At 72.2% G+C, this 21,353-nt stretch carries 13 protein-coding genes; 4 read left to right on the top strand and 9 right to left on the bottom strand.

Annotated features, from left to right (window positions below; genetic code table 11):
- Positions 1-161 precede the first annotated feature (161 nt).
- The 9 genes from aceE to OHO27_RS30990 all read right to left on the bottom strand — a co-directional run bounded on the left by aceE (position 162) and on the right by OHO27_RS30990 (position 15,156).
- Positions 162-2,864, bottom strand: a complete 2,703-nt coding sequence (gene aceE, locus OHO27_RS30950) for a pyruvate dehydrogenase (acetyl-transferring), homodimeric type (protein ID WP_328428254.1) — start codon at positions 2,862-2,864, stop codon at positions 162-164.
- A gap of 331 nt (positions 2,865-3,195) precedes the next feature.
- Complete coding sequence (locus OHO27_RS30955; RefSeq protein ID WP_328428255.1) at positions 3,196-3,549, bottom strand: hypothetical protein; 354 nt, start codon at positions 3,547-3,549, stop codon at positions 3,196-3,198.
- A gap of 129 nt (positions 3,550-3,678) precedes the next feature.
- On the bottom strand, positions 3,679-3,804 hold the full coding sequence (locus OHO27_RS30960) for a hypothetical protein (RefSeq protein ID WP_328428256.1): 126 nt from the start codon (positions 3,802-3,804) through the stop codon (positions 3,679-3,681).
- On the bottom strand, positions 3,777-8,168 hold the full coding sequence (locus tag OHO27_RS30965) for a cation-translocating P-type ATPase (RefSeq protein ID WP_328428257.1): 4,392 nt from the start codon (positions 8,166-8,168) through the stop codon (positions 3,777-3,779). The genes OHO27_RS30960 and OHO27_RS30965 overlap by 28 nt, the downstream gene beginning before the upstream one ends.
- Before the next feature lie 501 nt (positions 8,169-8,669).
- On the bottom strand, positions 8,670-9,074 hold the full coding sequence (locus tag OHO27_RS30970; RefSeq protein WP_328428258.1) for a hypothetical protein: 405 nt from the start codon (positions 9,072-9,074) through the stop codon (positions 8,670-8,672).
- Between the two features lie 187 nt (positions 9,075-9,261).
- Positions 9,262-9,879 (bottom strand): GntR family transcriptional regulator, encoded by a 618-nt coding sequence (locus OHO27_RS30975; RefSeq protein ID WP_328430604.1) that lies wholly within the window; start codon positions 9,877-9,879, stop codon positions 9,262-9,264.
- 225 nt (positions 9,880-10,104) lie between these two features.
- Positions 10,105-11,910: a 2-oxoglutarate dehydrogenase, E2 component, dihydrolipoamide succinyltransferase gene (gene sucB / locus OHO27_RS30980; RefSeq protein ID WP_328428259.1), complete on the bottom strand. Its 1,806-nt coding sequence runs from the start codon at positions 11,908-11,910 to the stop codon at positions 10,105-10,107.
- Positions 11,911-11,969: 59 nt separating this feature from the next.
- On the bottom strand, positions 11,970-13,358 hold the full coding sequence (gene lpdA, locus OHO27_RS30985; RefSeq protein ID WP_328428260.1) for a dihydrolipoyl dehydrogenase: 1,389 nt from the start codon (positions 13,356-13,358) through the stop codon (positions 11,970-11,972).
- Positions 13,359-13,614: 256 nt separating this feature from the next.
- Positions 13,615-15,156 carry a leucyl aminopeptidase gene (locus tag OHO27_RS30990; RefSeq protein WP_328428261.1) on the bottom strand — a complete coding sequence of 514 codons (1,542 nt, stop codon included), beginning with the start codon at positions 15,154-15,156 and terminating at the stop codon, positions 13,615-13,617.
- Between the two features lie 368 nt (positions 15,157-15,524).
- Here OHO27_RS30990 and OHO27_RS30995 point away from each other — a divergent pair, with 368 nt between their 5' ends.
- The 4 genes from OHO27_RS30995 to OHO27_RS31010 all read left to right on the top strand — a co-directional run bounded on the left by OHO27_RS30995 (position 15,525) and on the right by OHO27_RS31010 (position 21,346).
- Positions 15,525-17,558 (top strand): hypothetical protein, encoded by a 2,034-nt coding sequence (locus tag OHO27_RS30995; RefSeq protein WP_328428262.1) that lies wholly within the window; start codon positions 15,525-15,527, stop codon positions 17,556-17,558.
- Positions 17,559-17,667: 109 nt separating this feature from the next.
- Positions 17,668-19,188 carry a GT4 family glycosyltransferase PelF gene (gene pelF / locus OHO27_RS31000; RefSeq protein WP_328428263.1) on the top strand — a complete coding sequence of 507 codons (1,521 nt, stop codon included), beginning with the start codon at positions 17,668-17,670 and terminating at the stop codon, positions 19,186-19,188.
- Positions 19,185-20,699, top strand: coding sequence for a hypothetical protein (locus tag OHO27_RS31005; RefSeq protein WP_328428264.1), 1,515 nt, complete (start codon positions 19,185-19,187; stop codon positions 20,697-20,699). The genes pelF and OHO27_RS31005 overlap by 4 nt, the downstream gene beginning before the upstream one ends.
- On the top strand, positions 20,696-21,346 hold the full coding sequence (locus OHO27_RS31010) for a spherulation-specific family 4 protein (protein ID WP_328428265.1): 651 nt from the start codon (positions 20,696-20,698) through the stop codon (positions 21,344-21,346). The genes OHO27_RS31005 and OHO27_RS31010 overlap by 4 nt, the downstream gene beginning before the upstream one ends.
- Positions 21,347-21,353: the final 7 nt, after the last annotated feature.

The following is a 21,353-nucleotide window of genomic DNA, read 5'->3' on the forward strand; positions in this document are numbered from 1 at the left end:
CCATCATGCCGGGGCCCACTGACAACGAACCCGCTGACGACGAACCCGCTGACGACGAACCCGCTGACGGCGAACCCGCTGACGGCGAACCCGCTGACGGCGAAGGGGCACGGCAGCCGCCGTACCCCTTCGTCTTCGTCGCAGACCAGGAAGGTCAGCTCTTACAGGCCGTACTTCTCGCGCGCTTCCTTCACGGCCGTCGCCTTGACCTCGCCGCGCTTCGCGAGCTGGGCCAGGGCCGCGACGACGATCGACTCGGCGTCGACGCCGAAGTGGCGGCGGGCCGCCTCGCGGGTGTCGGAGAGGCCGAAGCCGTCCGCGCCCAGCGAGGAGTAGTCCTGCTCCACCCACTGCGCGATCTGGTCGGGAACCTGGCGCATGTAGTCGGAGACCGCCAGCACCGGGCCCTCGGCACCCTGGAGCGCCTGGCGAACGAACGGCATCCGCTCCTCGCCGCGCAGCAGGGCCGCGTCGGCCTCCAGAGCGTCCCGGCGCAGCTCCGTCCAGGACGTCGCCGACCAGACGTCGGCCGCCACGCCCCACTCCTCGGCGAGCAGCCTCTGTGCCTTGAGCGTCCAGTGGATCGCCGTGCCGGAGCCGAGCAGCTGGATGCGCGGGGCGTTCGCCACCGGGGTCAGGCCCGCCGACTCCGCCGTGTTGAAGCGGTACAGGCCCTTGACGATGCCCTCGTCGACGCCGTCCACGGCGGGCTTCGCGGGCTGCGGGAGCGGCTCGTTGTAGACGGTGAGGTAGTAGAAGACGTTCTGGTCCTCGCCCGGGGCCGCCTCGCCGTACATCCGGCGCAGACCGTCCTTGACGATCGCCGCGACCTCGTACGCGAAGGCCGGGTCGTACGTCAGCGCGGCCGGGTTCGTCGCCGCGATCACCGGCGAGTGACCGTCGGCGTGCTGGAGGCCCTCGCCCGTCAGCGTCGTACGGCCCGCGGTGGCGCCGACGAGGAAGCCGCGGCCGAGCTGGTCGCCGAGCTGCCACATCTGGTCGGCAGTGCGCTGCCAGCCGAACATCGAGTAGAAGATGTAGAACGGGATCATCGTCTCGCCGTGCGTGGAGTACGCGGTCGACGCGGCGATGAAGTCGGCCATCGAACCGGCCTCGGTGATCCCCTCGTTGAGGATCTGGCCGTTCTGGGCTTCCTTGTAGTACATGAGCTGGTCGCGGTCGACCGGCTCGTACGTCTGGCCCTTGGGCGAGTAGATGCCCAGGGACGGGAAGAGGCTCTCCATACCGAAGGTGCGCGCCTCGTCGGGGACGATCGGCACCCAGCGCTTGCCCGACTCCTTGTCGCGGACCAGGTCCTTGATCAGGCGGACGAAGGCCATGGTGGTGGCCACGTTCTGGGAGCCGGAGCCCTTGTCGAAGGAGGCGAAGGCCTTCTCGGAGGGGGCGGGCAGCGGCGCCACCGGGTGGACGCGCCGGGCCGGGGCCGGGCCGCCGAGAGCCGCGCGGCGCTCCTGGAGGTAGCGGACCTCGGGGGAGTCGGCGCCGGGGTGGCCGTAGGGAACCACGCCGTCGACGAACTGCGCGTCGGAGATGGGGAGTTCGAGCAGGTCGCGCATCGTCTTGAACTCGTCCACCGTCAGCTTCTTCATCTGGTGGTTGGCGTTCTTCGACGCGAAGCCCTCGCCGAGGGTGTGGCCCTTGACCGTCTGGGCCAGGATGACCGTCGGCGCGCCCTTGAACTCGACGGCGGCCTTGTAGGCGGCGTACACCTTGCGCGCCTCGTGACCACCGCGGGAGAGGTGGAAGCACTCCAGGATCTTGTCGTCGCTCAGCAGCTTCGCCATCTCGGCGAGCTCCGGGTCCTTGCCGAAGAAGTCCTGGCGGATGTAGGCGGCGTCGCGGGTCTGGTACGTCTGCACCTGCGCGTCGGGTACCTCACGCAGCCGGCGTACGAGCGCGCCGGTCGTGTCGAGCTGGAACAGCTCGTCCCACGCCGTGCCCCAGAGCGTCTTGACGACGTTCCAGCCGGCGCCGCGGAACTGGGCCTCCAGCTCCTGCACGATCTTGAAGTTGGCGCGGACCGGGCCGTCGAGGCGCTGCAGGTTGCAGTTGATGACGAAGGTCAGGTTGTCCAGGCCCTCGCGGGAGGCCAGGGCGAGTGCCGCCGTCGACTCGGGCTCGTCCATCTCGCCGTCACCGAGGAACGCCCACACGTGGGACGCGGAGACGTCCTTGATGCCGCGGTTGGTGAGGTACCGGTTGAAGCGGGCCTGGTAGATGGCCGAGAGCGGGCCGAGGCCCATGGACACCGTCGGGAACTCCCACAGCCAGGGCAGGCGGCGCGGGTGCGGGTACGACGGGAGGCCGTCGCCGCCGGACTCGCGGCGGAAGTTGTCGAGCTGCTGCTCGTTCAGCCGGCCGTCGAGGAAGGCGCGGGCGTAGATGCCGGGGGAGGCGTGGCCCTGGATGTACAGCTGGTCGCCGGAGCCGTCCGCCTCCTTGCCCTTGAAGAAGTGGTTGAAGCCGGTCTCGTAGAGCCAGGCCGCGGAGGCGAAGGTGGCGATGTGGCCGCCGACGCCGTATTTGGAGCCGCGGGTCACCATGGCGGCCGCGTTCCAGCGGTTCCATGCGGTGATACGGGCTTCCATCGCCTCGTCACCGGGCGCGGACGGCTCGGCGGGGGTGGGGATGGTGTTGACGTAGTCGGTCTCGAGGAGCTTGGGCAGCGCGATGCCGGTGCCCTCGGCCCGCTCCAGCGTCCGGCGCATCAGGTATGCGGCGCGGTGCGGACCTGCTGCCTTGGCGACCGCGTCCAGTGAGGCCTGCCATTCGGCGGTCTCCTCCGGATCACGGTCGGGGAGCTGGTCGAGCGCGCTCGGCTGGATGGCGTTGGGGTCGGTCATGTCGCCGCCTTCCTCAGTCGAAGGGGGTTCCCTCATCGGTAAGGGTTCGGGGGTGCCCTTTGTCTTTGGCAGGACAGGGCGGAGGGCTTGGGTGCAAGCCCGTCGGCGACTGTAACTCCCTGATCGATGATCGATCAAAGGTTGGAGGGCTAAAAGGTCCCTATACCGCGAAAATTGGCATCCGGTGCCGGGAGGGCAGGCACGCGGTGCCGCGTTTTCCCTGCTCACATGAGTTGTGGGCGGCTAGCTTGGGCGGGCTCGGCGCTCGGGTTCAGCTCGTCGCGGTCTGCGGGGGCGTCATGCTCTCGTGGTCCTGGTGGTGCCGTGCCGCCTACTCGCGGGTGATCACCTCGGTGGCTGCGCCGACGGCGACCGCGACCGGCCAGGCCATGGCTCCGGCTGCGGTCATGCCGCCGAGGACGCCATAGAAGGCCAGCTTGCGGGGCGAGGGGAGCATCGACATCGCGGTGGTCGCCGTGGACGCGGCTGCGGACGTCGCCGTCGAGGTGGCCTTGCGGGCACCCGAGAACATGTCGCCCGGGGTCACGTAAGGGATGGGAACCCGGGGGTGCGCGGTGTGCAGATGCACCACCTTGCCGCCGGTGTGCTTGCCGTCGCCCTGGGGCCCGGCCTCGGGCGGGGCGGTCTGCCGTACTTGCTGCGTCTGTGTCTCTGGGGAAGTCATCACTGTCTCCCCTGCTGGGAAGCATGGGTAGGGGTGTGGGTGTTTCCCACCCGGCTTCCATCGATACGTGCAGCTAAACCCGGCGTAACGGGCAATTCGCTCAGGCTGGTCCAGTGACCGCGCCCAGGTCTACGCGGTCGCCGGACGCGCGCCCGTGGCGAACGCCTTCCACAGCTGCATGGCCAGGCGCACCAGAACGGCCTCGAGGAGGGCGATCGCCACCTGGGTCAGGATCGTGCCGAGTATCTGCGGCATGGTGGCCGCCTTTCGTGTGCGTCGTGCGGGGTACGCCTCCCTTTGTCCGGGCTGATGTCATCCGGCAGGCTGCACACGGGTTGCCTGCGGGTGAACTTTCGCCAGCGCATCAAGAGCCCCCGGGCCACCGCGGGCACCAGCACCGACCCCGCCGCCGACGCCAGCGCGATCGTCCAGCCGGCCGGACCGAGGGGCCGGCTGCCGAAGAAGTGGCTGAGCCCCGGCACGGTCACGACCACGCCCAGCACCACCAGCGACCCCACCACGGCAGCCGCCACCACCGGGTCACGGCCCGCGTCCTGGAGCGTCTGGAACAACTGCGACGTCACCAGGGCGACCAGGGCGACGGTGTCGGCGTGCGCCCGGGTGCCGGTCGCCCGGGCGGCGATCCAGGCGGCACTGGCGGCCACGGTGGTGACGGCGGCGCGCAGCCGGATGTGCCGGGTCAGGGCCTTGCCGAGCGATGCCTCCGGGCCCTCCGCGAGCAGCTGCTCGCTGTGCGCGGCGGGCGGCCGGGCGGCGATGGCCATGGCAGGCAGCATGTCGGTGAGCACGTTGACCAGGAGCAGCTGGCGGGCGTTCAGCGCACTGCGCCCGGTGAACAGCGTGGTGGCGAGGGTGAAGGCGATCTCCCCCAGGTTGCCGCCGAGCAGGATGCCCAGGGCTCTGCGCACCGAGGCCCACATGGCCCTGCCCTCGACGAAGGCGTCGACGATCGTCTCGATCCGGTCGTCGGTGACGACCACGTCGGCGGCGGCACGGGCCGCAGGGGTGGCCCGGGAGCCGAGCGCGATACCGACGTCGGCGATGCGGATCGCGGGCGCGTCGTTGGCACCGTCGCCGGTGACGGCCACGACGCGGCCGGCCGAGCGCAGCGCGGTGACGATACGGACCTTGTGCGCCGGGGTGGTCCGGGCGAACACGGTGATGTCCGGCAGCGTCCTGGCGAGCGCCGCATCGTCCAGGGCGTCCAGCTCCGCCCCGGTCATCAGGCGCGGCTCCTCCTCGGGACGCAGCTCCCGGGCGATCGCGGCGGCCGTGCTGGGGTGGTCGCCGGTCACCATGACGATGCGCACCCCGGCCCGCGACAGCCGGTCCACGCTCTCGGCGGCGGTGGCCCGCACCGGGTCCGCGAGGCCCAGCAGGCCCAACAGGCAGAGCCCGTCGACCACGTCGTCGTCGAGGTCGCCCGGCCCCTCGGCGGTGTCCCGCGGTGGGCCCTCGGGCAGCACGCGCTCGGCGACCGCCAGCACCCTGAGTCCGCGCCGGGCCAGCCGGTCGACCTCCGCCTCCGTCTCCGCGCGCAGCCGCTCGTCGAACGGTTCGGCATCGGCGTCGCCCCGCCGGATGCGGTCGCAGCGGGCCAGTACGACCTCCGGCGCGCCCTTGACGACGACCCGTGCCTCGCTGTCGGACCGCCCCAGCACGGCGTGATAGCCGCGCCCCGGCTCGAACGGCAGCTCCGCCAGCCGCTCCCAGGTGTCCGTCCCGAGCCCGGCAGCCCGGGCCGGAGCGGCGCCGAGCAGCTCGGCCCCCTTCGCGATGGCCCGGTCGGTGGGATGGGCGAGGTCCGCGGCGGCGCCCGGCGGTCCGGCGAGGGCGGCCGTACCGACGATCCGGCGCAGCGCAGGGGGCAGCGGGTCGCACGCACCGGGCTGCAGGTCGTGGGAGACCTGGCCGGGCTCCGGCCCATGGGAGTCCCGGCCCGGCTCCGTTCCCTGGGAACTCCGGTCGAGCTGCAGGTCGTGGGAGACCTGGCCGTCGGAGACCTGCTGGAGGCTGATCCGGCCCTCGGTGAGGGTGCCGGTCTTGTCGAAGCAGAGCACGTCGGTGCGGCCCAGCGCCTCGATGGTGGAGGCGCTGCGGACCAGGGTGTCGCGCGTGGACAGCCTGCGGGCGGCGGCCAGCTCGGCGACCGTGGCGACGAACGGCAGCCCCTCCGGTACGGCCGCCACGCACAGGCTCACCGCGGAACCCAGGGCGGCGCCCAGGGGCCGTCGGCGCAGCATGTCGACGCCGAAGAGGACGGCGCCCGCGCCGACGGAGAGGGGCAGGAACCACCGGCCGAGCGCCTTCAGCCGCCGCTCCACCCCGCTCTCCGGCGGCCCGCCCTCGGGGCCCGCATCGCCCGCGCTGCCCGCCTCGGTGGCCGTCCCGGTGGCGACCACGACGGCGAGGGCGTGGCCGGCCGCCACCGTCGTGCCCTCGTAGAGCATCGACGTACGGTCCGCGACCGCGCGGGCAGCGGTCGGGGCTGCGCTCTTCACGACCGGAAGGGACTCGCCGGTGAGGCTCGACTCGTCCACCTCGAGGCCCTGTGCCTGCACGACGCGGCAGTCCGCCGGGACCGAATCGCCGGCCCGCAGTTCGATCACGTCGCCGCGCACCAGGTGATCGCCGGCCGCCTCCACCGCCTCCGCCCGGCCGGGCCTGCGCACCCGCACCCGCACCGAGGTGGCCTCGACGAGCCGCTCCGCCGCGGTGTCGGCCTGCTGCCGCTGCACGCCGCCGACCAGCGCGTCCACGCCGAGCACCCCGCCGATCAGCACGGCGTCCAGCACCGAGCCGAGCGCAGCCGAGATGCCGCCGCCCACCGCCAGAACCGGCGTGAGCGGATTGGCCAGTTCCTCCGCGACCCGGCCGATCAGGGTGACCGCACCGTCGTGCCGGTCGTGGCCCGCGAACTGGCGGCGCCGGGCGGACTCCGCCACGTCCAGCCCCCGCGACGAGGTGGCGAGCCGGGACATCACCTGACGTACCGCCATCGCGTGCCAGGGCGTGCGTTCGGTGGCGGCCGGGGCCGGGCGGCCGTGCAGCCGCCATCCCGCCCAGAAGCCCGTCGCAACGCCGCCGATGGTGACCGCATCGGCCACCAGGCGGGCCCGCGCCCAGGCCCGCGGACGCGGCACGAGCAGGGCCAACGCCGAACCCGCCACCGCGCCGACCGCCTCCAGCCGGGCGCACAGCCGGCCGATCCGCCGGGCTTCCGGCAGGGCCGTCAGCAGCAGGTGCACGACGTCGGGAGGGGCGGCCACGTCGGCGTCCCACGGGACGTGCCGGGGGTCCGAGATCGAGCCGATGCCCAGGTCGCCGCGGACGAGTGCGCGCCGGGTCCAGGGCGAGACCACCGCGACCCCGTGCCCGTCCGCCTGGAGGGAGCGCACCAGCGCGGCGGTGCGCCGGTGTCCGGTGGGTACGGCCTCCTCCAGCCCGAACCGCCGGTGCAGCCCGGGCGGCCCGCCCACCAGCCGCACCTGACCGCACTCCTTCGCCGCACGCACCAAGTGATGCGCCAGCGGATGCAGTTGGGCCACCAGGGCGGCCACGGCCACCGGCGTCCCCTGCCGCAGCACGACCACGACCCGCGCCCCTTCCGCTGCCCACTGTCGGGCCTGCGCGGCGGCGTCCGGGGGCACGTCGTCGTCACCCGCCGATCCGTCGGCCGCGCTGTCACCGAACGGCCGCAACTCCCAGCCGTCCCGCCGCCCGGGCACCGGGGAGCCCCCGAGATGCCGGGCCCGCCGGGCGGCCGCCTCCGCGGCGTCGATCAGCTCGTGAATGCGTACGTGAATCTCGTCGGCGTCCGGAACGTCGTCAGCAGCGTCGTCAGGAGCGTCTTCGGGCGCGTCTTCGGGGGCGTCGTCCGAACTGCCGCCCGCCGGGCGGCCGTTCCTGGGACCGGCCGAGGAGAACATCTCCGGGCTGCCGCCGTCGTCCCCTCCCGCTCCCAGCCGCAGGACGCTCTCGACCGTCCAGTCGCGGCCGGCCAGAACCCGGGCGTCGAGGACCACCGTGTCGATACGGTCCAGGCGGCGCAGCACCTCCGGCCGCAGCACCAGCGCGCCCCGGTCGGAGAGGGCCCGGCCCACCGAGGACGCGAACGCCTCGCGGCCGGACTGGGGGCCGCGCGGAGTTCCCGCGATCAGCAGCGCCAGCCCACGGTCGTGGCTGAAGGTGCCGACCGACGTCAGTCCGTACGCCGCGAGCGACACCGGCGCGGCCACGTTCGCGTACCGGTCGCCCGGGCCCGGGGGCAGCGGCGCGGGGCGCTCGTAGGCCGGCACCGCGTCGTGGCGGTACGTCCCCTCGTGCGCGGCCAGCCGCGTCGCCCAGTCCGCCCACGCCCCGCGCCGGGCCTGCACCTCGGCGTACCGGGCTGCGGCCAGCACGGCGATCACGGTGGCGCCCAGCGGCCGGAACGTCAGCGTCGACACGACCAGGTTCACCACGGCGAAGCCGCGCTCCGTCGCCGTCTCGCCGATCCGTCGGGCGATGCCTTCACGCAACGGCGGTGCGGACTCCGCGAACTGGATCACCGACTGCACCAGCGGATGCAGCCCCCGCACCCGAAGCGCGTCCCCCACCGCAGCCACCCCGACGGCAAGAAGGCCCGCCCCAAGCCGAATGCCCGCCCCGACCTGCGCCCGACTGTCCCCGGGATACCCAACGGGCTCCCGCCCCCGATCGCCCCCGACGTCCCGGAGACCGCCTCGGGCTGCCGCCCCCTCACCCTGAGCCCCCCGAGCCGCCGTCCCGCCGCCCCGAGCGTCCTCGCAGGACGCGCCCTCCGCGGGGCCACCCCGAGGCCCTGGCTCGTCGCCCTGAGTTCCTTGGGGTTCTGGCCCCGTCTTCGGGTCACCCAGGGGCCCTAATCCGTTGCCCAGAGTTCCTTGGGGTTCTGACCCCGTCTTCGGATCACCCCGAGGCCTTGGCTCGTCGCCCTGAGCACCCTGAGGTTCCGTCCCCGCCTCCGGGGCGTCCCAACGGCCAAGCCCCTCGTCCCGAGTAGCCGGGGCTTTCACCCCTCCTCGCGGACCCCCTCCTCGCGGACCCCCGTCTCCCGGACCCCCTCCTGCCGGACCCCCTCAGCCCCTGCCCCCTCGCCCTCGGTTCTCGCCCCCTCCCCCGAGCACCACCCCCGCCCCCTCACGCCCCGCCCGCTCCTCCGCCAGGGCCTCGGCCGCCTCGACAACCCCAGCCACCACCTCAAGGTCCGTCTCCGGCCCGCAGCCCACATACACGCAGCCCAGCGCGCCGTTCACCTCGGCGCGGGTCACCCCCGGCAGGCGTCGCAGGGCTGTCTCCAGCTCGCGGGACGCGGGGATCGTGCCGGGTTGACCCAGGCGGCGTAGCTCGATCTGCACGCCGCCGGGAGTCGGCCAGCGGCCGGGCGTGCCGGGACGCAGCAGCGGTCCGATCAGTGGGAGTGCCGGCGTTACGGACGTCAGCCCCTGTGCGACGGACCGGGCCGCGGCAGTCGTGGCGGTCATGGCGGACCTGGGGAGCAGGGAAGAGAGCTGTCGCCAGATCACGCGGCCTCCAGAGGCCGACGGCGGGCTGAGGCGCCGCGCCGGGGAGAGGACGCGGTTCATCCCAGTATTGGCGTATATCGAGAGCCACGCTCGTCACAGCGGCCCTGGGGCGGGCCGGAGGGACGACAGACTGCCTCGGTCCCGACTACTCGCCTTCGTGCCGCGGCGCGCACCCGAGTACGTGGGACTTGACCATCTCGGCGATCCGCGGATCCCGGCGCTGGAACGCGGCCACCAACTCCTCGTGCTCCTCCGCGTACGACTGCTGCACCGTCCCCAGCCACCGGATCGACAGGGCCGTGAACACCTCGATGCCGAGGCCCTCCCAGGTGTGCAGCAGCACCGAGTTGCCCGCCGCCCGCACCAGCTCCCGGTGGAAGGCGACCGTGTGCCGCACCTGGCCCGTGCCGTCGGAGAGGCGGTCCGCCTCGTACAGGGCGGCGACATGCGGCTCCAGGGCGGAGCAGTCCTCCGCGAGGCGGTCGGCCGCGAGTTCCGCGGCGATGGCCTCGAGGCCCGCCCGGACCGGGTAGCTCTCCTCCAGGTCGGCCGCGGTCAGACTCCGTACCCGGACGCCCTTGTTGGGCGCGGACTCGATCAGCCGCAGCGACTCCAGCTCACGCAGCGCCTCCCGCACCGGCGTCTGGCTGACCTCCAGCTCGGTGGCGATCCGCCGTTCCACGATCCGCTCGCCCGGCTGCCAGCGCCCGCTGATGATCCCCTCCAGGATGTGCTCGCGGATCTGTTCGCGCAGCGAGTGGATGACGGGGGCGGTCGCGAGAGCTCCTTAGGGCGCGTTTGACGTTTAGACAATAAGGCCGGGACGCTCCGCCGGAGGGGCGCACGGGGGCGCTTTGGTGCAGGTGAGACGAGACTTACACGGAGACTTACACGCTCGGTCGGCCCGGCACAATGGCGATGCCCTCCCCCCGGAGACCGGGGGAAGGGCATCGTCGTACTGGCAGGCCGCATACAGCCGGCAGGGTCCTTACAGGCCGAGCTCGACCTCGAACTCGCCCGCCTCAAGGATCGCCTTGACCGCCGTCAGGTAACGGGCCGCGTCGGCACCGTCCACCAGACGGTGGTCGTAGGACAGGGTCAGGTAGGTCATGTCGCGGACGCCGATGACCGTGCCCTCCTCCGTCTCGATGACGGCCGGGCGCTTGACCGTGGCGCCGATGCCGAGGATCGCGACCTGGCCCGGCGGCACGATGATCGTGTCGAAGAGCGCACCGCGCGAACCGGTGTTGGAGATGGTGAAGGTCGCGCCGGACAGCTCGTCGGGCGTGATCTTGTTGGCGCGGACCTTGCCCGCCAGGTCGGCCGTGGCCTTGGCGATGCCGGCGATGTTGAGGTCGCCCGCGTGCTTGATGACCGGGGTCATCAGGCCCTTCTCCGAGTCCACCGCGATACCGATGTTCTCGGTGTCGAAGTAGGTGATCGTGCCCTCGGCCTCGTTGATCTTGGCGTTGACGGGCGCGTGCGCCTTCAGCGCCTGGGCCGCGGCCTTGACGAAGAACGGCATCGGGGAGAGCTTGACGCCTTCGCGGGCGGCGAAGGAGTCCTTCGCCCGGCCGCGCAGCTTCATCAGGCGCGTGACGTCGACCTCGACGACCGACGACAGCTGCGCCTGCTCGTGCAGCGCCTTGACCATGTTGTCGCCGATGACCTTGCGGATACGCGGCATCTTGACGGTCTGGCCACGCAGGGGCGAGGCCTCCAGCGCCGGCGCCTTCTTCGCGGCGGCGGCCGGGGCGGCAGCGGCGGGAGCCGGAGCAGCGGCGGCGGCCTTCGCGGCCTCGGCGGCGGCGATGACGTCCTGCTTGCGGATACGGCCGCCGACGCCGGTGCCCTTGACGGCGGCCAGGTCGACGCCGTTCTCGGCGGCGAGCTTGCGCACCAGCGGGGTGACGTAGGCGCCCTCGTCGGTCGGCTTGGCGGCGGCCGGAGCGGCCGGAGCCGGGGTGACCGGGGCCGGGGCGGCCGGCGCGGGAGCCGGAGCAGCGGGCTGGGCCGGAGCCGGGGCGGCAGCGGCGGGCGCGGCCGGAGCGGCGGGGGCAGCCGGAGCGGCCGGAGCCGCGGGGGCGGCCGGGGCAGCGGCGGCGGGGGCCGGAGCCTCCTGGGCCGGGGCGGCCGCCGGAGCGGCACCCGCGGCACCGATGACGGCCAGCTTGGCACCGACCTCGGCCGTCTCGTCCTCGCCCACCACGATCTCCAGCAGCGTGCCGGAGGCCGGGGCGGGGATCTCGGTGTCGACCTTGTCCGTCGACACCTCAAGCAGCGGCTCGTCGGCCTCGACGCTGTCACCGACCGACTTCAGCCAGCGGGTGACGGTGCCCTCGGTGACGGACTCGCCGAGCGCGGGCAGGACGACGTCCGTGCCCTCGGCGGAACCGCCGCCGGCGGCGGCCTCGGCGGTGGGAGCCGGGGCGGGAGCGGCCTGCTCGGTGGACGGGGCAGCGGCCTGCGGGGCCGGCTCCGGCTCGGCGGCCGGCTCCGGTTCGGCGGCCGGGGCGGGCTCGGCGGCGGGGGCCGGGGCAGCAGCGGGGGCGCCCGTGCCGTCGTCGATCACGGCCAGCTCGGCACCGACCTCGACCGTCTCGTCCTCGGCGACCTTGATGGAGGCCAGGACGCCGGCGGCGGGGGAGGGGATCTCGGTGTCGACCTTGTCGGTGGAGACCTCGAGCAGCGGCTCGTCGGCCTCGACGCGCTCACCCTCGGCCTTCAGCCAGCGGGTGACAGTGCCCTCGGTGACGCTCTCGCCGAGCGCCGGAAGGGTTACGGAAACCGCCATGGTTTCGGTTGCTCCTTACGAATTGCGGAAGTCTGAGTCGTCGCTTCGTCGACCGAGGGTCAGTCGTGCGAGTGCAGCGGCTTGCCGGCCAGGGCCAGGTGGGCCTCGCCGAGCGCCTCATTCTGCGTCGGGTGGGCGTGGATGAGCTGGGCGACCTCGGCGGGCAGCGCCTCCCAGTTGTAGATCAGCTGGGCTTCGCCGACCTGCTCGCCCATGCGGTCGCCGACCATGTGGACGCCGACCACGGCGCCGTCCTTGACCTGGACGAGCTTGATCTCGCCCGAGGTGTTGAGGATCTTGCTCTTGCCGTTGCCCGCGAGGTTGTACTTCAGAGCGACGACCTTGTCCGCGCCGTAGATCTCCTTGGCCTTGGCCTCGGTGATGCCGACGGAGGCGACCTCCGGGTGGCAGTAGGTCACCCGCGGGACACCGTCGTAGTCGATCGGAACGGTCTTCAGACCGGCCAGACGCTCCGCCACCAGGATGCCCTCGGCGAAGCCGACGTGCGCGAGCTGGAGGGTCGGGACGAGGTCACCGACGGCGGAGATGGTCGGGACGTTGGTGCGCATGTACTCGTCGACGAGGACGTAGCCGCGGTCCATGGCGACGCCCTGCTCCTCGTAGCCGAGACCGGCGGAGACCGGGCCGCGGCCGACGGCGACGAGCAGGACCTCGGCCTCGAACTCCTTGCCGTCGGCGAGGGTGACCTTGACGCCGTCGGCGGTGTACTCGGCCTTCGAGAAGAAGGTGCCCAGGTTGAACTTGATGCCGCGCTTGCGGAAGGCGCGCTCAAGAAGCTTCGAGCTGTTCTCGTCCTCGACCGGGACGAGGTGCTTCAGGCCCTCGATGACGGTGACGTCCGTACCGAAGGACTTCCAGGCGGAGGCGAACTCGACGCCGATGACACCGCCGCCGAGGACGATCGCCGACTTCGGGACGCGGTCCAGGACGAGGGCGTGGTCCGAGGAGATGATGCGGTTGCCGTCGATCTCCAGGCCCGGCAGCGACTTCGGCACGGAGCCGGTCGCCAGCAGGACGTGGCGGCCCTGGACGCGCCGGCCGTTCACGTCGACGGAGGTGGGGGAGGACAGCCGGCCCTCACCCTCGATGTAGGTCACCTTGCGGGAGGCGACGAGTCCCTGCAGGCCCTTGTAGAGGCCGGAGATCACGCCGTCCTTGTACTTGTGGACACCGGCGATGTCGATGCCCTCGAAGCTGGCCTTCACACCGAACTGCTCGCTCTCACGAGCCTGGTCGGCGATCTCGCCCGCGTGCAGCAGGGCCTTGGTGGGGATGCAACCCCGGTGCAGGCAGGTGCCGCCGACCTTGTCCTTCTCGATCAGGGCGACGTCCAGGCCCAGCTGCGCCCCGCGCAGGGCCGCGGCGTAACCGCCACTACCACCGCCGAGGATCACTAGGTCGAAAACGGTGCTGGCGTCGTTCGCCACGTCACGTCCTCCATGCATGTGCGCCTACGCCGGTCAGCAGTGACCGGTCGGCGGCTGGTGTCCGGCCGCTCTTTCTTCGGCCCTGTGGTGGGGCCCTGTCCTGCCGAGCCCCATCTTCGCACTTGTCCACACCGAACGAGACGCCGGGCCGGTGTGTGAGACGTCCCACGTTCAGCTGAGCGGGCATGGAAGGGGGGCATGAGTGAGGGGGGCTCCGCCCTACCCGCGCGCGGACCCCCCTCACTTCATGACGACGTCAGCCCAGGTCTCCGGCCGCCGTCAGCTCGGCGAGCCGGACCAGCGTCCGCACCGCGGACCCCGTGCCGCCCTTCGGCGTGTACCCGAAGGGCCCGCCCTCGTTGAACGCGGGACCGGCGATGTCGATGTGCGCCCAGGTAATGCCCTCGCCGACGAACTCGCGCAGGAAGAGCCCCGCGACCAGCCCGCCGCCCATGCGCTCACCCATGTTGGCGATGTCGGCGGTGGGCGAGTCCATCCCCTTGCGCAGGTGCTCCGGCAGCGGCATCGGCCAGGACGCCTCACCGACCTCCTCGGCCGCCTCCACGATCGCGGAGCGGAACGCGTCGTCGTTGCCCATGACACCGAACGTCCGGTTCCCCAGCGCCAGCACCATCGCCCCGGTCAGCGTCGCCACGTCCACGATCGCGTCCGGCTTCTCCTGCGAGGCCGCCCACAGCGCGTCGGCGAGCACCAACCGGCCCTCGGCGTCCGTGTTGAGCACCTCGACGGTCTTGCCGCTGAACATGCGCAGCACGTCACCGGGGCGCACCGCGGTCCCCGACGGCATGTTCTCGGCGAGCGCCAGCCAGCCGGTGATGTTCACCCGGAGACCGAGCCGCGCTGCGGCGACGACGGCGGCGAACACGGCGGCCGCGCCGCTCATGTCGCACTTCATCGTCTCGTTGTGCCCGGCCGGCTTCAGCGAGATGCCGCCCGAGTCGTAGGTGATGCCCTTGCCGACGAGCGCGAGGTGCTTGTCCGCCTTGGCGTGCGTGTACGTCAGCTTCACCAGCCGCGGACCGGCGGCCGATCCGGAGCCGACGCCGAGGATGCCGCCGTAGCCGCCCTTGGTCAGCGCCTTCTCGTCGAGCACCTGCACCTTGATGCCGTGCTCCTTGGCCGCCGTGGAGGCGACCGCGGCGAAGGACTCGGGGGTGAGGTCGTTGGGCGGGGTGTTGATCAGGTCGCGGGCGCGGTTGAGCTCCTCGACGACGGCGGTGGCGCGCTCGATCGCGGCCTTGTGCTCCTTGTCGCGGGACTTGCCGCCGAGCAGCGCGGCCTCGGCGAGGGGAGCCTTGCCGTTCTTCTTGTCCCGGTCGCTCTTGCCGTTGTCCTTGTACGCGTCGAAGGCGTACGCCCCGAGCAGCACGCCCTCGGCGACGGCACCGATGTCGGCGGCGTCGTTCAGCGGCAGCGCGAACGCGGCCTTCTTGGAGCCGGCGAGGGCGCGGGCGGCGACGCCGGCGGCCTTGCGCAGCGCCTCGCCGTCGTAGTCGGCGTCCTTCTCGGGCGCGGCACCCAGACCGACCGCCACCACGAGCGGGGTCTTGAAGCCGGCGGGCGCGGGGAGCTTCGTCACCTCGCCCTCGGCACCGGTGGCACCGAGGGTCTCCAGGACGCCGGCGAGCTTGCCGTCGTACGCCTTGTCCACGGCCTCGGCGCCCGGTGCGACGACCGGTCCGGCGGCCTTGGACCCAGAGCCCTTGGCGACACCGATCACGATCGCGTCGGCGCGCAGGCCGGCCGCCGCGGCGGTGCTGAGAGTGAGAGCAGTCACGGTGGTGAAATCTCGCTTCCGATGTGAAGTTGCAGTGGCCGAACGGTGTGGGTCGACCGGGCCCGACGGCCGACCCTAGTTCCGACCTACGGGTGCGGTGTCAACGGGTGCGGTATCAGCGGGGCCTTCCCCGGTGCGGCGAACACTCGGGACGAGCCTACGCTCGTGTGAGCGTTCGCTCATTCCTTCGGACGTTCACCTGTCGGTGGCGTCGCGGTCATTTCCTGATTCTCGGGACCGGTGAGCTGAGTCACACTCATCTGGTTCCGGTGAGCCGTCAGCTTGCCGCTTTGCATGATTTCCACGGATCCTCCGCCGATTCATCGCAACCGGCCACAAGGGGATCTTCTGGGGGGAAGGAACGATCAATGGCGCAGAGTGCGCACAGATGGAGAAACACGGCTGCCGTTCTGGCGGCCGCCGGTCTGCTGTCGCTGGGGCTGGGAGTACCCGGCGCCGCGGCTGCGGGGGAGCCGCGCATCGACCTCAGGGTGCTGGTCGTGGACAACGGCGACGCCCCCGTCCAGGCCATCACCGCCCAGCTCAGGAGCACGGGCATCCCGTACACCACCGTCGACCTGACCGACGCCGGCCGCCCGACCGTGACCGCCGCGTTCCTCAGCGACACGGTGGGCGGCACGCCCCGCGCGAAGTACCAGGGCGTCGTCCTGCCCAACGAGGCCCCCTTCGGCGAGGGTTCCGCCGAGCAGACCGCGCTGGAGAGCTACGAGCGGACCTACGGCATCCCGCAGGTCGACGCCTACACCTGGGCCCACCCCGGCGTCGGCCTCGACTACACCAGCGAGGGCGGCTTCGCGGGCAGCCTCGACGGACAGCAGGCCGCGGTCACGGCCCAGGGCAAGGCGGGATACTTCGGCTACCTCGACGGCGCCTTCGCGTTCGAGGACAACGACCCGTCCGTACTGGAGAGTTACGGCTTCGTCGCCCGGCCCCGTACCGGCTTCACCAGCTACGTCGACGTGCCCGTGCCGGGCGGCTCCGGGCGCGGCAGCCTGGTCGGCGAGTACACCAACGACGGGCGCCGTCAACTGGTCGTGACCTTCGCGTACAACCAGTACCAGCAGCAGTTCCGCGTCCTCGCCCGCGGCATCGTCGAATGGCTGACCCAGGGAGTCCACCTCGGTCAGGCCCGCAACTACTTCGCCGTGCACGTCGACGACGTCTTCGCGCCCGACGCCCGCTGGGACACCGAGCGCAACTGCACGCCCGGTGACATCGACTGCGTGGGCGGTGGCGGCGAGGAGACCCCGCCGATCCGCATGACGGCCGAGGACGCGGTCCGCGCCGCGCAGTGGCAGCGGGAGCGTGGCTTCAAGCTGGACATGGTCTACAACGCCGGCTCCGGCGAGGAGTGGAAGAGCGAGAACGGCGGCACGGACCCGCTCGCGACCCAATTGCTCGCCGACAAGGCGCAGTACCGCTGGATCAACCACACCTACACGCACCCGTTCCTCGGCTGCGTCCAGGACACCTCGACCGTGCCGTGGAGCTGCGCCAAGAACGCCGACGGCTCGACGCGCTACATGAGCCGCGCGGACATCTCGGCGCAGATCAGGGACAACCACAACTGGGGCGTCACCAAGGGACTCCCGCTCGACCGCACGGAACTCGTGACCGGCGAGCACTCGGGCCTGAAGACCCTGCCGCAGCAGCCCGACGACAACCCCAACCTCGCCCGAGCCCTCGCCGACAACGGCGTCAAGTGGATCGCCTCGGACAACTCCCGTGATCCCGCCCAGCGTCCGGTCGGCGCCGCGCTGACCGTGCCCCGGTACCCGATGAACGTGTACTACAACGTGGGCACCGAGGAGGAGATGGTCGACGAGTACAACTGGATCTACACCTCCACGGCGGACGGCGGCAGCGGCATCTGCGAGAACAACCCCGCCTCCACCTGCCTGGACGACCCGCTGGACACGGCCACCGGGTACGACGACTACATCGTCCCGCTGGAGGCACGCACCGCCCTCGGACACACCATCAGCAACGACCCGCGCCCGCACTACGCCCACCAGTCCAACCTGGCCGAGGACCGGACGCTGTACCCGGTCCTGGACAAGGTGCTCGCCGACTACCGGGCGCTGTTCGCCGACAACACCCCGGTGGAGAACCTCGCGCAGAGCGCCATCGGCACGGAGCTGCAGCGCCGCGCCGCCTGGCAGTCCGCTCTCGCGAAGGGCTCTGTCACGGCGTACCGCATCGGCAACACCGTCACCGTCACCGCACCGTCCGGGACCCAGATCCCGGTGACCGCACCGCAGGGCACCGTCAAGCAACTCCTCATCGGCACCACCGCGTTCGGGACGCCGTACGCGGGAGAGCGCTCGGCCTGGACCACGCCGGGGCTGCTGCAGACCGCTCTCAAGCTGAAGCTGCCGTAGGGCGGCTCAGCCGGACCTGAGGCGCACCCCGGCACATCTCACGACCGACCTGCCGGGGTGCGCTTCCGAGCCGAGGCACCAACTTGTTCCACAGGGGGGAACGCGCGTGATGCGCAACGGCCGTCATGTCACCATGCTCACCGAAGGCACCTATCCGCATGTCCACGGCGGCGTCAGCACCTGGTGCGACCAGCTCGTCAAGGGCATGCCGGAGGTCGACTTCCACCTCGTGTCCCTCACCGGGACCGGCCGCGAACCCGTCACTTGGGAGCTGCCGCCCAACGTCTACCGGCACACCTCCGTACCGACCTGGGGCCCGCGTCCGGGGCACAAGCGCGCACCGTACGGCAGGGCCCGGCGCCGCTTCACCGACACCTACGAGCGCTTCCTGCTCTCCTTCCTCGACCCCGAGGCACGCTGCGACTTCGGCGAGGCCCTCGACGAGCTGGCCGAACTCGCCCGCGACGGACGCCTGTCGGCGGCCCTGCGCACGGAATCCGCGCTGCGCTCGCTGATGTGGATATGGACGATGCCGCAGCTGCCGACCGCGGCCGCCCGCCCCACCGTCCACGACGCCCTCACCGCGACCGACCTGCTGGAACACGCCCTGCGCCCGCTCGGGATCCGCATCCCCGAGGACTCGGTCGCCCACGCGGTGAGCAGCGGATTCGCCACCCTCCCGGCCCTCGCCGCCCGCAGGCTGGACGGCGTGCCCTTCCTCCTCACCGAGCACGGCATCTATCTGCGCGAGCGCTACCTCGGCTACCGCAGCGAGGCCCAGCGCTGGCCCGTGAAGGCGTTCATGCTCGGCTTCTACCGCGAGCTGAACTCGCACGGATACAGGACGGCCGACCTCATCACGCCCTGCAACCAGTACAACCGACGCTGGGAGGAGCGCGGCGGCGCCGACGGCGACAAGATCCGCACCGTCTACAACGGCGTCGACCCGCACGCCTTCCCGCACGCCGGCCCCGAGCCCGAGGTCCCCACCCTCACCTGGTGCGGCCGTGTCGACCCCATCAAGGACCTTCAGACCCTGCTGCGGGCCTACGCCATGGTCCGCGCCGAACTCCCGGAGACCCGCCTGCGGCTGTTCGGCCCGGTCCCGCCCGGCGGCGAGGCCTACCGCACCAAGCTGGAGAAGCTCGCCGCCGAGCTGGGCGTCACGGACGGACTGACCTTCGAGGGGCGTATCACCGAGGTCTGGCGCGCCTACGCGGCCGGGCACCTCGTGATGCTGTCGTCCATCTCCGAGGGCTTCCCGTTCTCCATCATCGAGGCCATGTCCTGCGGCCGTACGACCGTCTCGACGGACGTCGGGGGAGTACGCGAGGCCGTCGGCGACACGGGACTCGTCGTCCCGCCCCGCGAGCCGGAGAAGATGGCGGCCGCCGCACTCACCCTCCTACGCGACGACGAACGGCGCCTGAAACTAGGTGAGTTGTCCAGGCAGCGGGTGATCGACCGCTTCACGCTGCGCCGCTCCGTGGACAACTTCCGGACGATCTACCAGGAACTCGCGGGCAGCCCCGAGGTGTACGAGCCCACGCTGGAGACGGTCGCCGACTGGACCCTCGAACTGCACGACCCCTGGTACGAGAAGGTCGCGACGGACGGAACCGGCTGGTGAGCGGCAGCCTCTGGATGCCGCCCGGCTCCCGCCCCGACACCCTGCCCGCCATCCCGCGCCAGCGCGACCGGCCCAGCTGGGCCATGCCCGACCCCGTCGACGAACTCGCCGCACGCCTCGACGACTTCATAGCCGCCGCCGTCCACCCGGACGAGATCGCCGCGCTGCTGGAGTCCGACGGCCTCTCGGACGACCAGATACGCGAGCGTTACGGCGTGAAGAACTCCTTCGCGCTCGCCGAGGAGCTGTACGAGCGGGTCGAGCGCCGCTACCCGGAGCCGGACGGCCCCGTCCACGACCCCTGGCAGACAGGCCTGCTCGGCTGCCTCCTGCGCGGCGTCGTCTTCGCCCTCCCCGGCTTCGGCTACGTCCTCGGCGCCCCGCTGCTCGCCGGCCCGCAGGACGACTTCGGCCTCCCGGCGGGCACGGTCCCGCTGCTGGCCGCGGCCCTGGTCGGCTGGACCTGGAACCAGGGGCTCGCGCACCGGGCCTACTCCTGGCTGGGCCTGGGCGACCGCGCCGCGGCCCGCCGCAGCCTGCTCCTCGGAGCCCCGTTCGGCGCGTTGCTCGGCGCCTTGGTCGCACTGGCCGTCGCCGGGGCTGCCCACCCGGTCGCACTGGCCTTCGCGGCCGGACAGGCCGTCTACCTGGGCGCGGCCACCGTTCTATTGGTGATGGGCCGCGAACGCGTCCTGCTGGCCGCGTTGTTGCCGATGACGGCGGGAGCGGTCGTAGCGATGCTCCACTCGATGCCGGACGCCGCGAGGCTGGCCTTGCTGCTGGGCTCGTTGACGGTGGTGGCAGCCCTCTGTCTGTATGAAGTGGCGCCGGCCGTGAGCGCCCCAAAGGGGCGCGGGGCTGCAATGGATGTGCGGCTACCGCCGCGTGGGCGCGACCAGCCACAACGTAGCCGCAGCCGGCTGACGGCAATGAGCCCCCGCCTCTTCGCGTCCGTTCCGTACGCCCTCTTCGGCCTGGCCACCGGCGTCCTCGTCCTCTACACGGCCCTGGGCGACAACCTCACCGACGAGCAGCGCAGCGCCCCCGCGGCAGTCGCCCTGACCCTCAGCATGGGCCCCGCCGAATGGCTGCTGTACCGCTTCCGGAGCGGCAGCCTGGCGGGCCTGCGCTCCAGCAGCACACCGAGGGCGTTCCGGCGGACGACGGTGCTCACGGTCGCCGAGTGCCTCTCGGCCTACCTGGTCACCCTGCTCGCGCTCAGCCTCGCCACCTCGGCCCTGTGGCCGCATTCCGCGGGCTTCGCCGGTGTCCGCCTCGCCGGTCTGCTCCTGCTGGGCGTGGTCCTGTGGACCGGCCTGCTGCTCCAGTCCTTCGGTGCGGTGGTCAGCGCGGCGGCGATCTGCTGCGCGGCCGCCCTCGTCCAGACGGTCGCCGTGGTGACGCACACCGGCAGCCCGCACTGGGTCGGCCTGATCGTCCACGGGACGGCTGCGGTGGCCCAGGTCGCCCTGGTCTGCGCCCTGTTGGGGAGAGTGACCGCTCACCGATGACCGGCCTGCTGATCCCCTACTACGAGCACCCGTCCGCCCGCCCCGCCGAATGGGACGCGATCATCGCCGCCGCGCCCCGCCTCTACGGGGTCGTACTGAACCCGGCCAGCGGCCCCGGCGACGCGCCCGACCCGGCGTTCGCCGAGGTCGCGGCACGCCTGCGGGCGGTGGACGTACGGGTGCTCGGCTACGCCGACACCGACTACGGCCGCAGGCCGCACGCCGACGTCGTACGTGACATCGCGCGGCACCGCGACTGGTACCGCGCGGATGGCGTATTCCTCGACCAAGTCGCCGCCGACCGCGCTGAGTTCGGCCACTACCAACGGCTCGCGACGGCAGCCTGGGGTGCCGGCTGCGGCACGCTCGCCCTGAACCACGGCACGGCACCGCACCCGTCCTACGCCAGGATCGCCGACCTCCTGGTCACCTTCGAGGGGCCCTGGGCGTCGTACACCCGGCTCGGCCCGCAGCCGTGGCGGGGCACCACCGGAGTGCGGGTGTGCCACCTGGTGTACGGCGTCCCGGCGGGCGTCGACCTGGCGGAGCCGGCGCGCGCCCGCGGGGCCACCGTGCACTGTGCGGTGCCGGGCGTGGGCGATCATCCGTGGGGCACGTTGCCGCACGGGCTGGCGCCCGCTCGGTGACGGGGGG

Origin of the sequence: Streptomyces sp. NBC_00443 (assembly GCF_036014175.1) — a bacterium.
Lineage (GTDB): Bacteria > Actinomycetota > Actinomycetes > Streptomycetales > Streptomycetaceae > Streptomyces.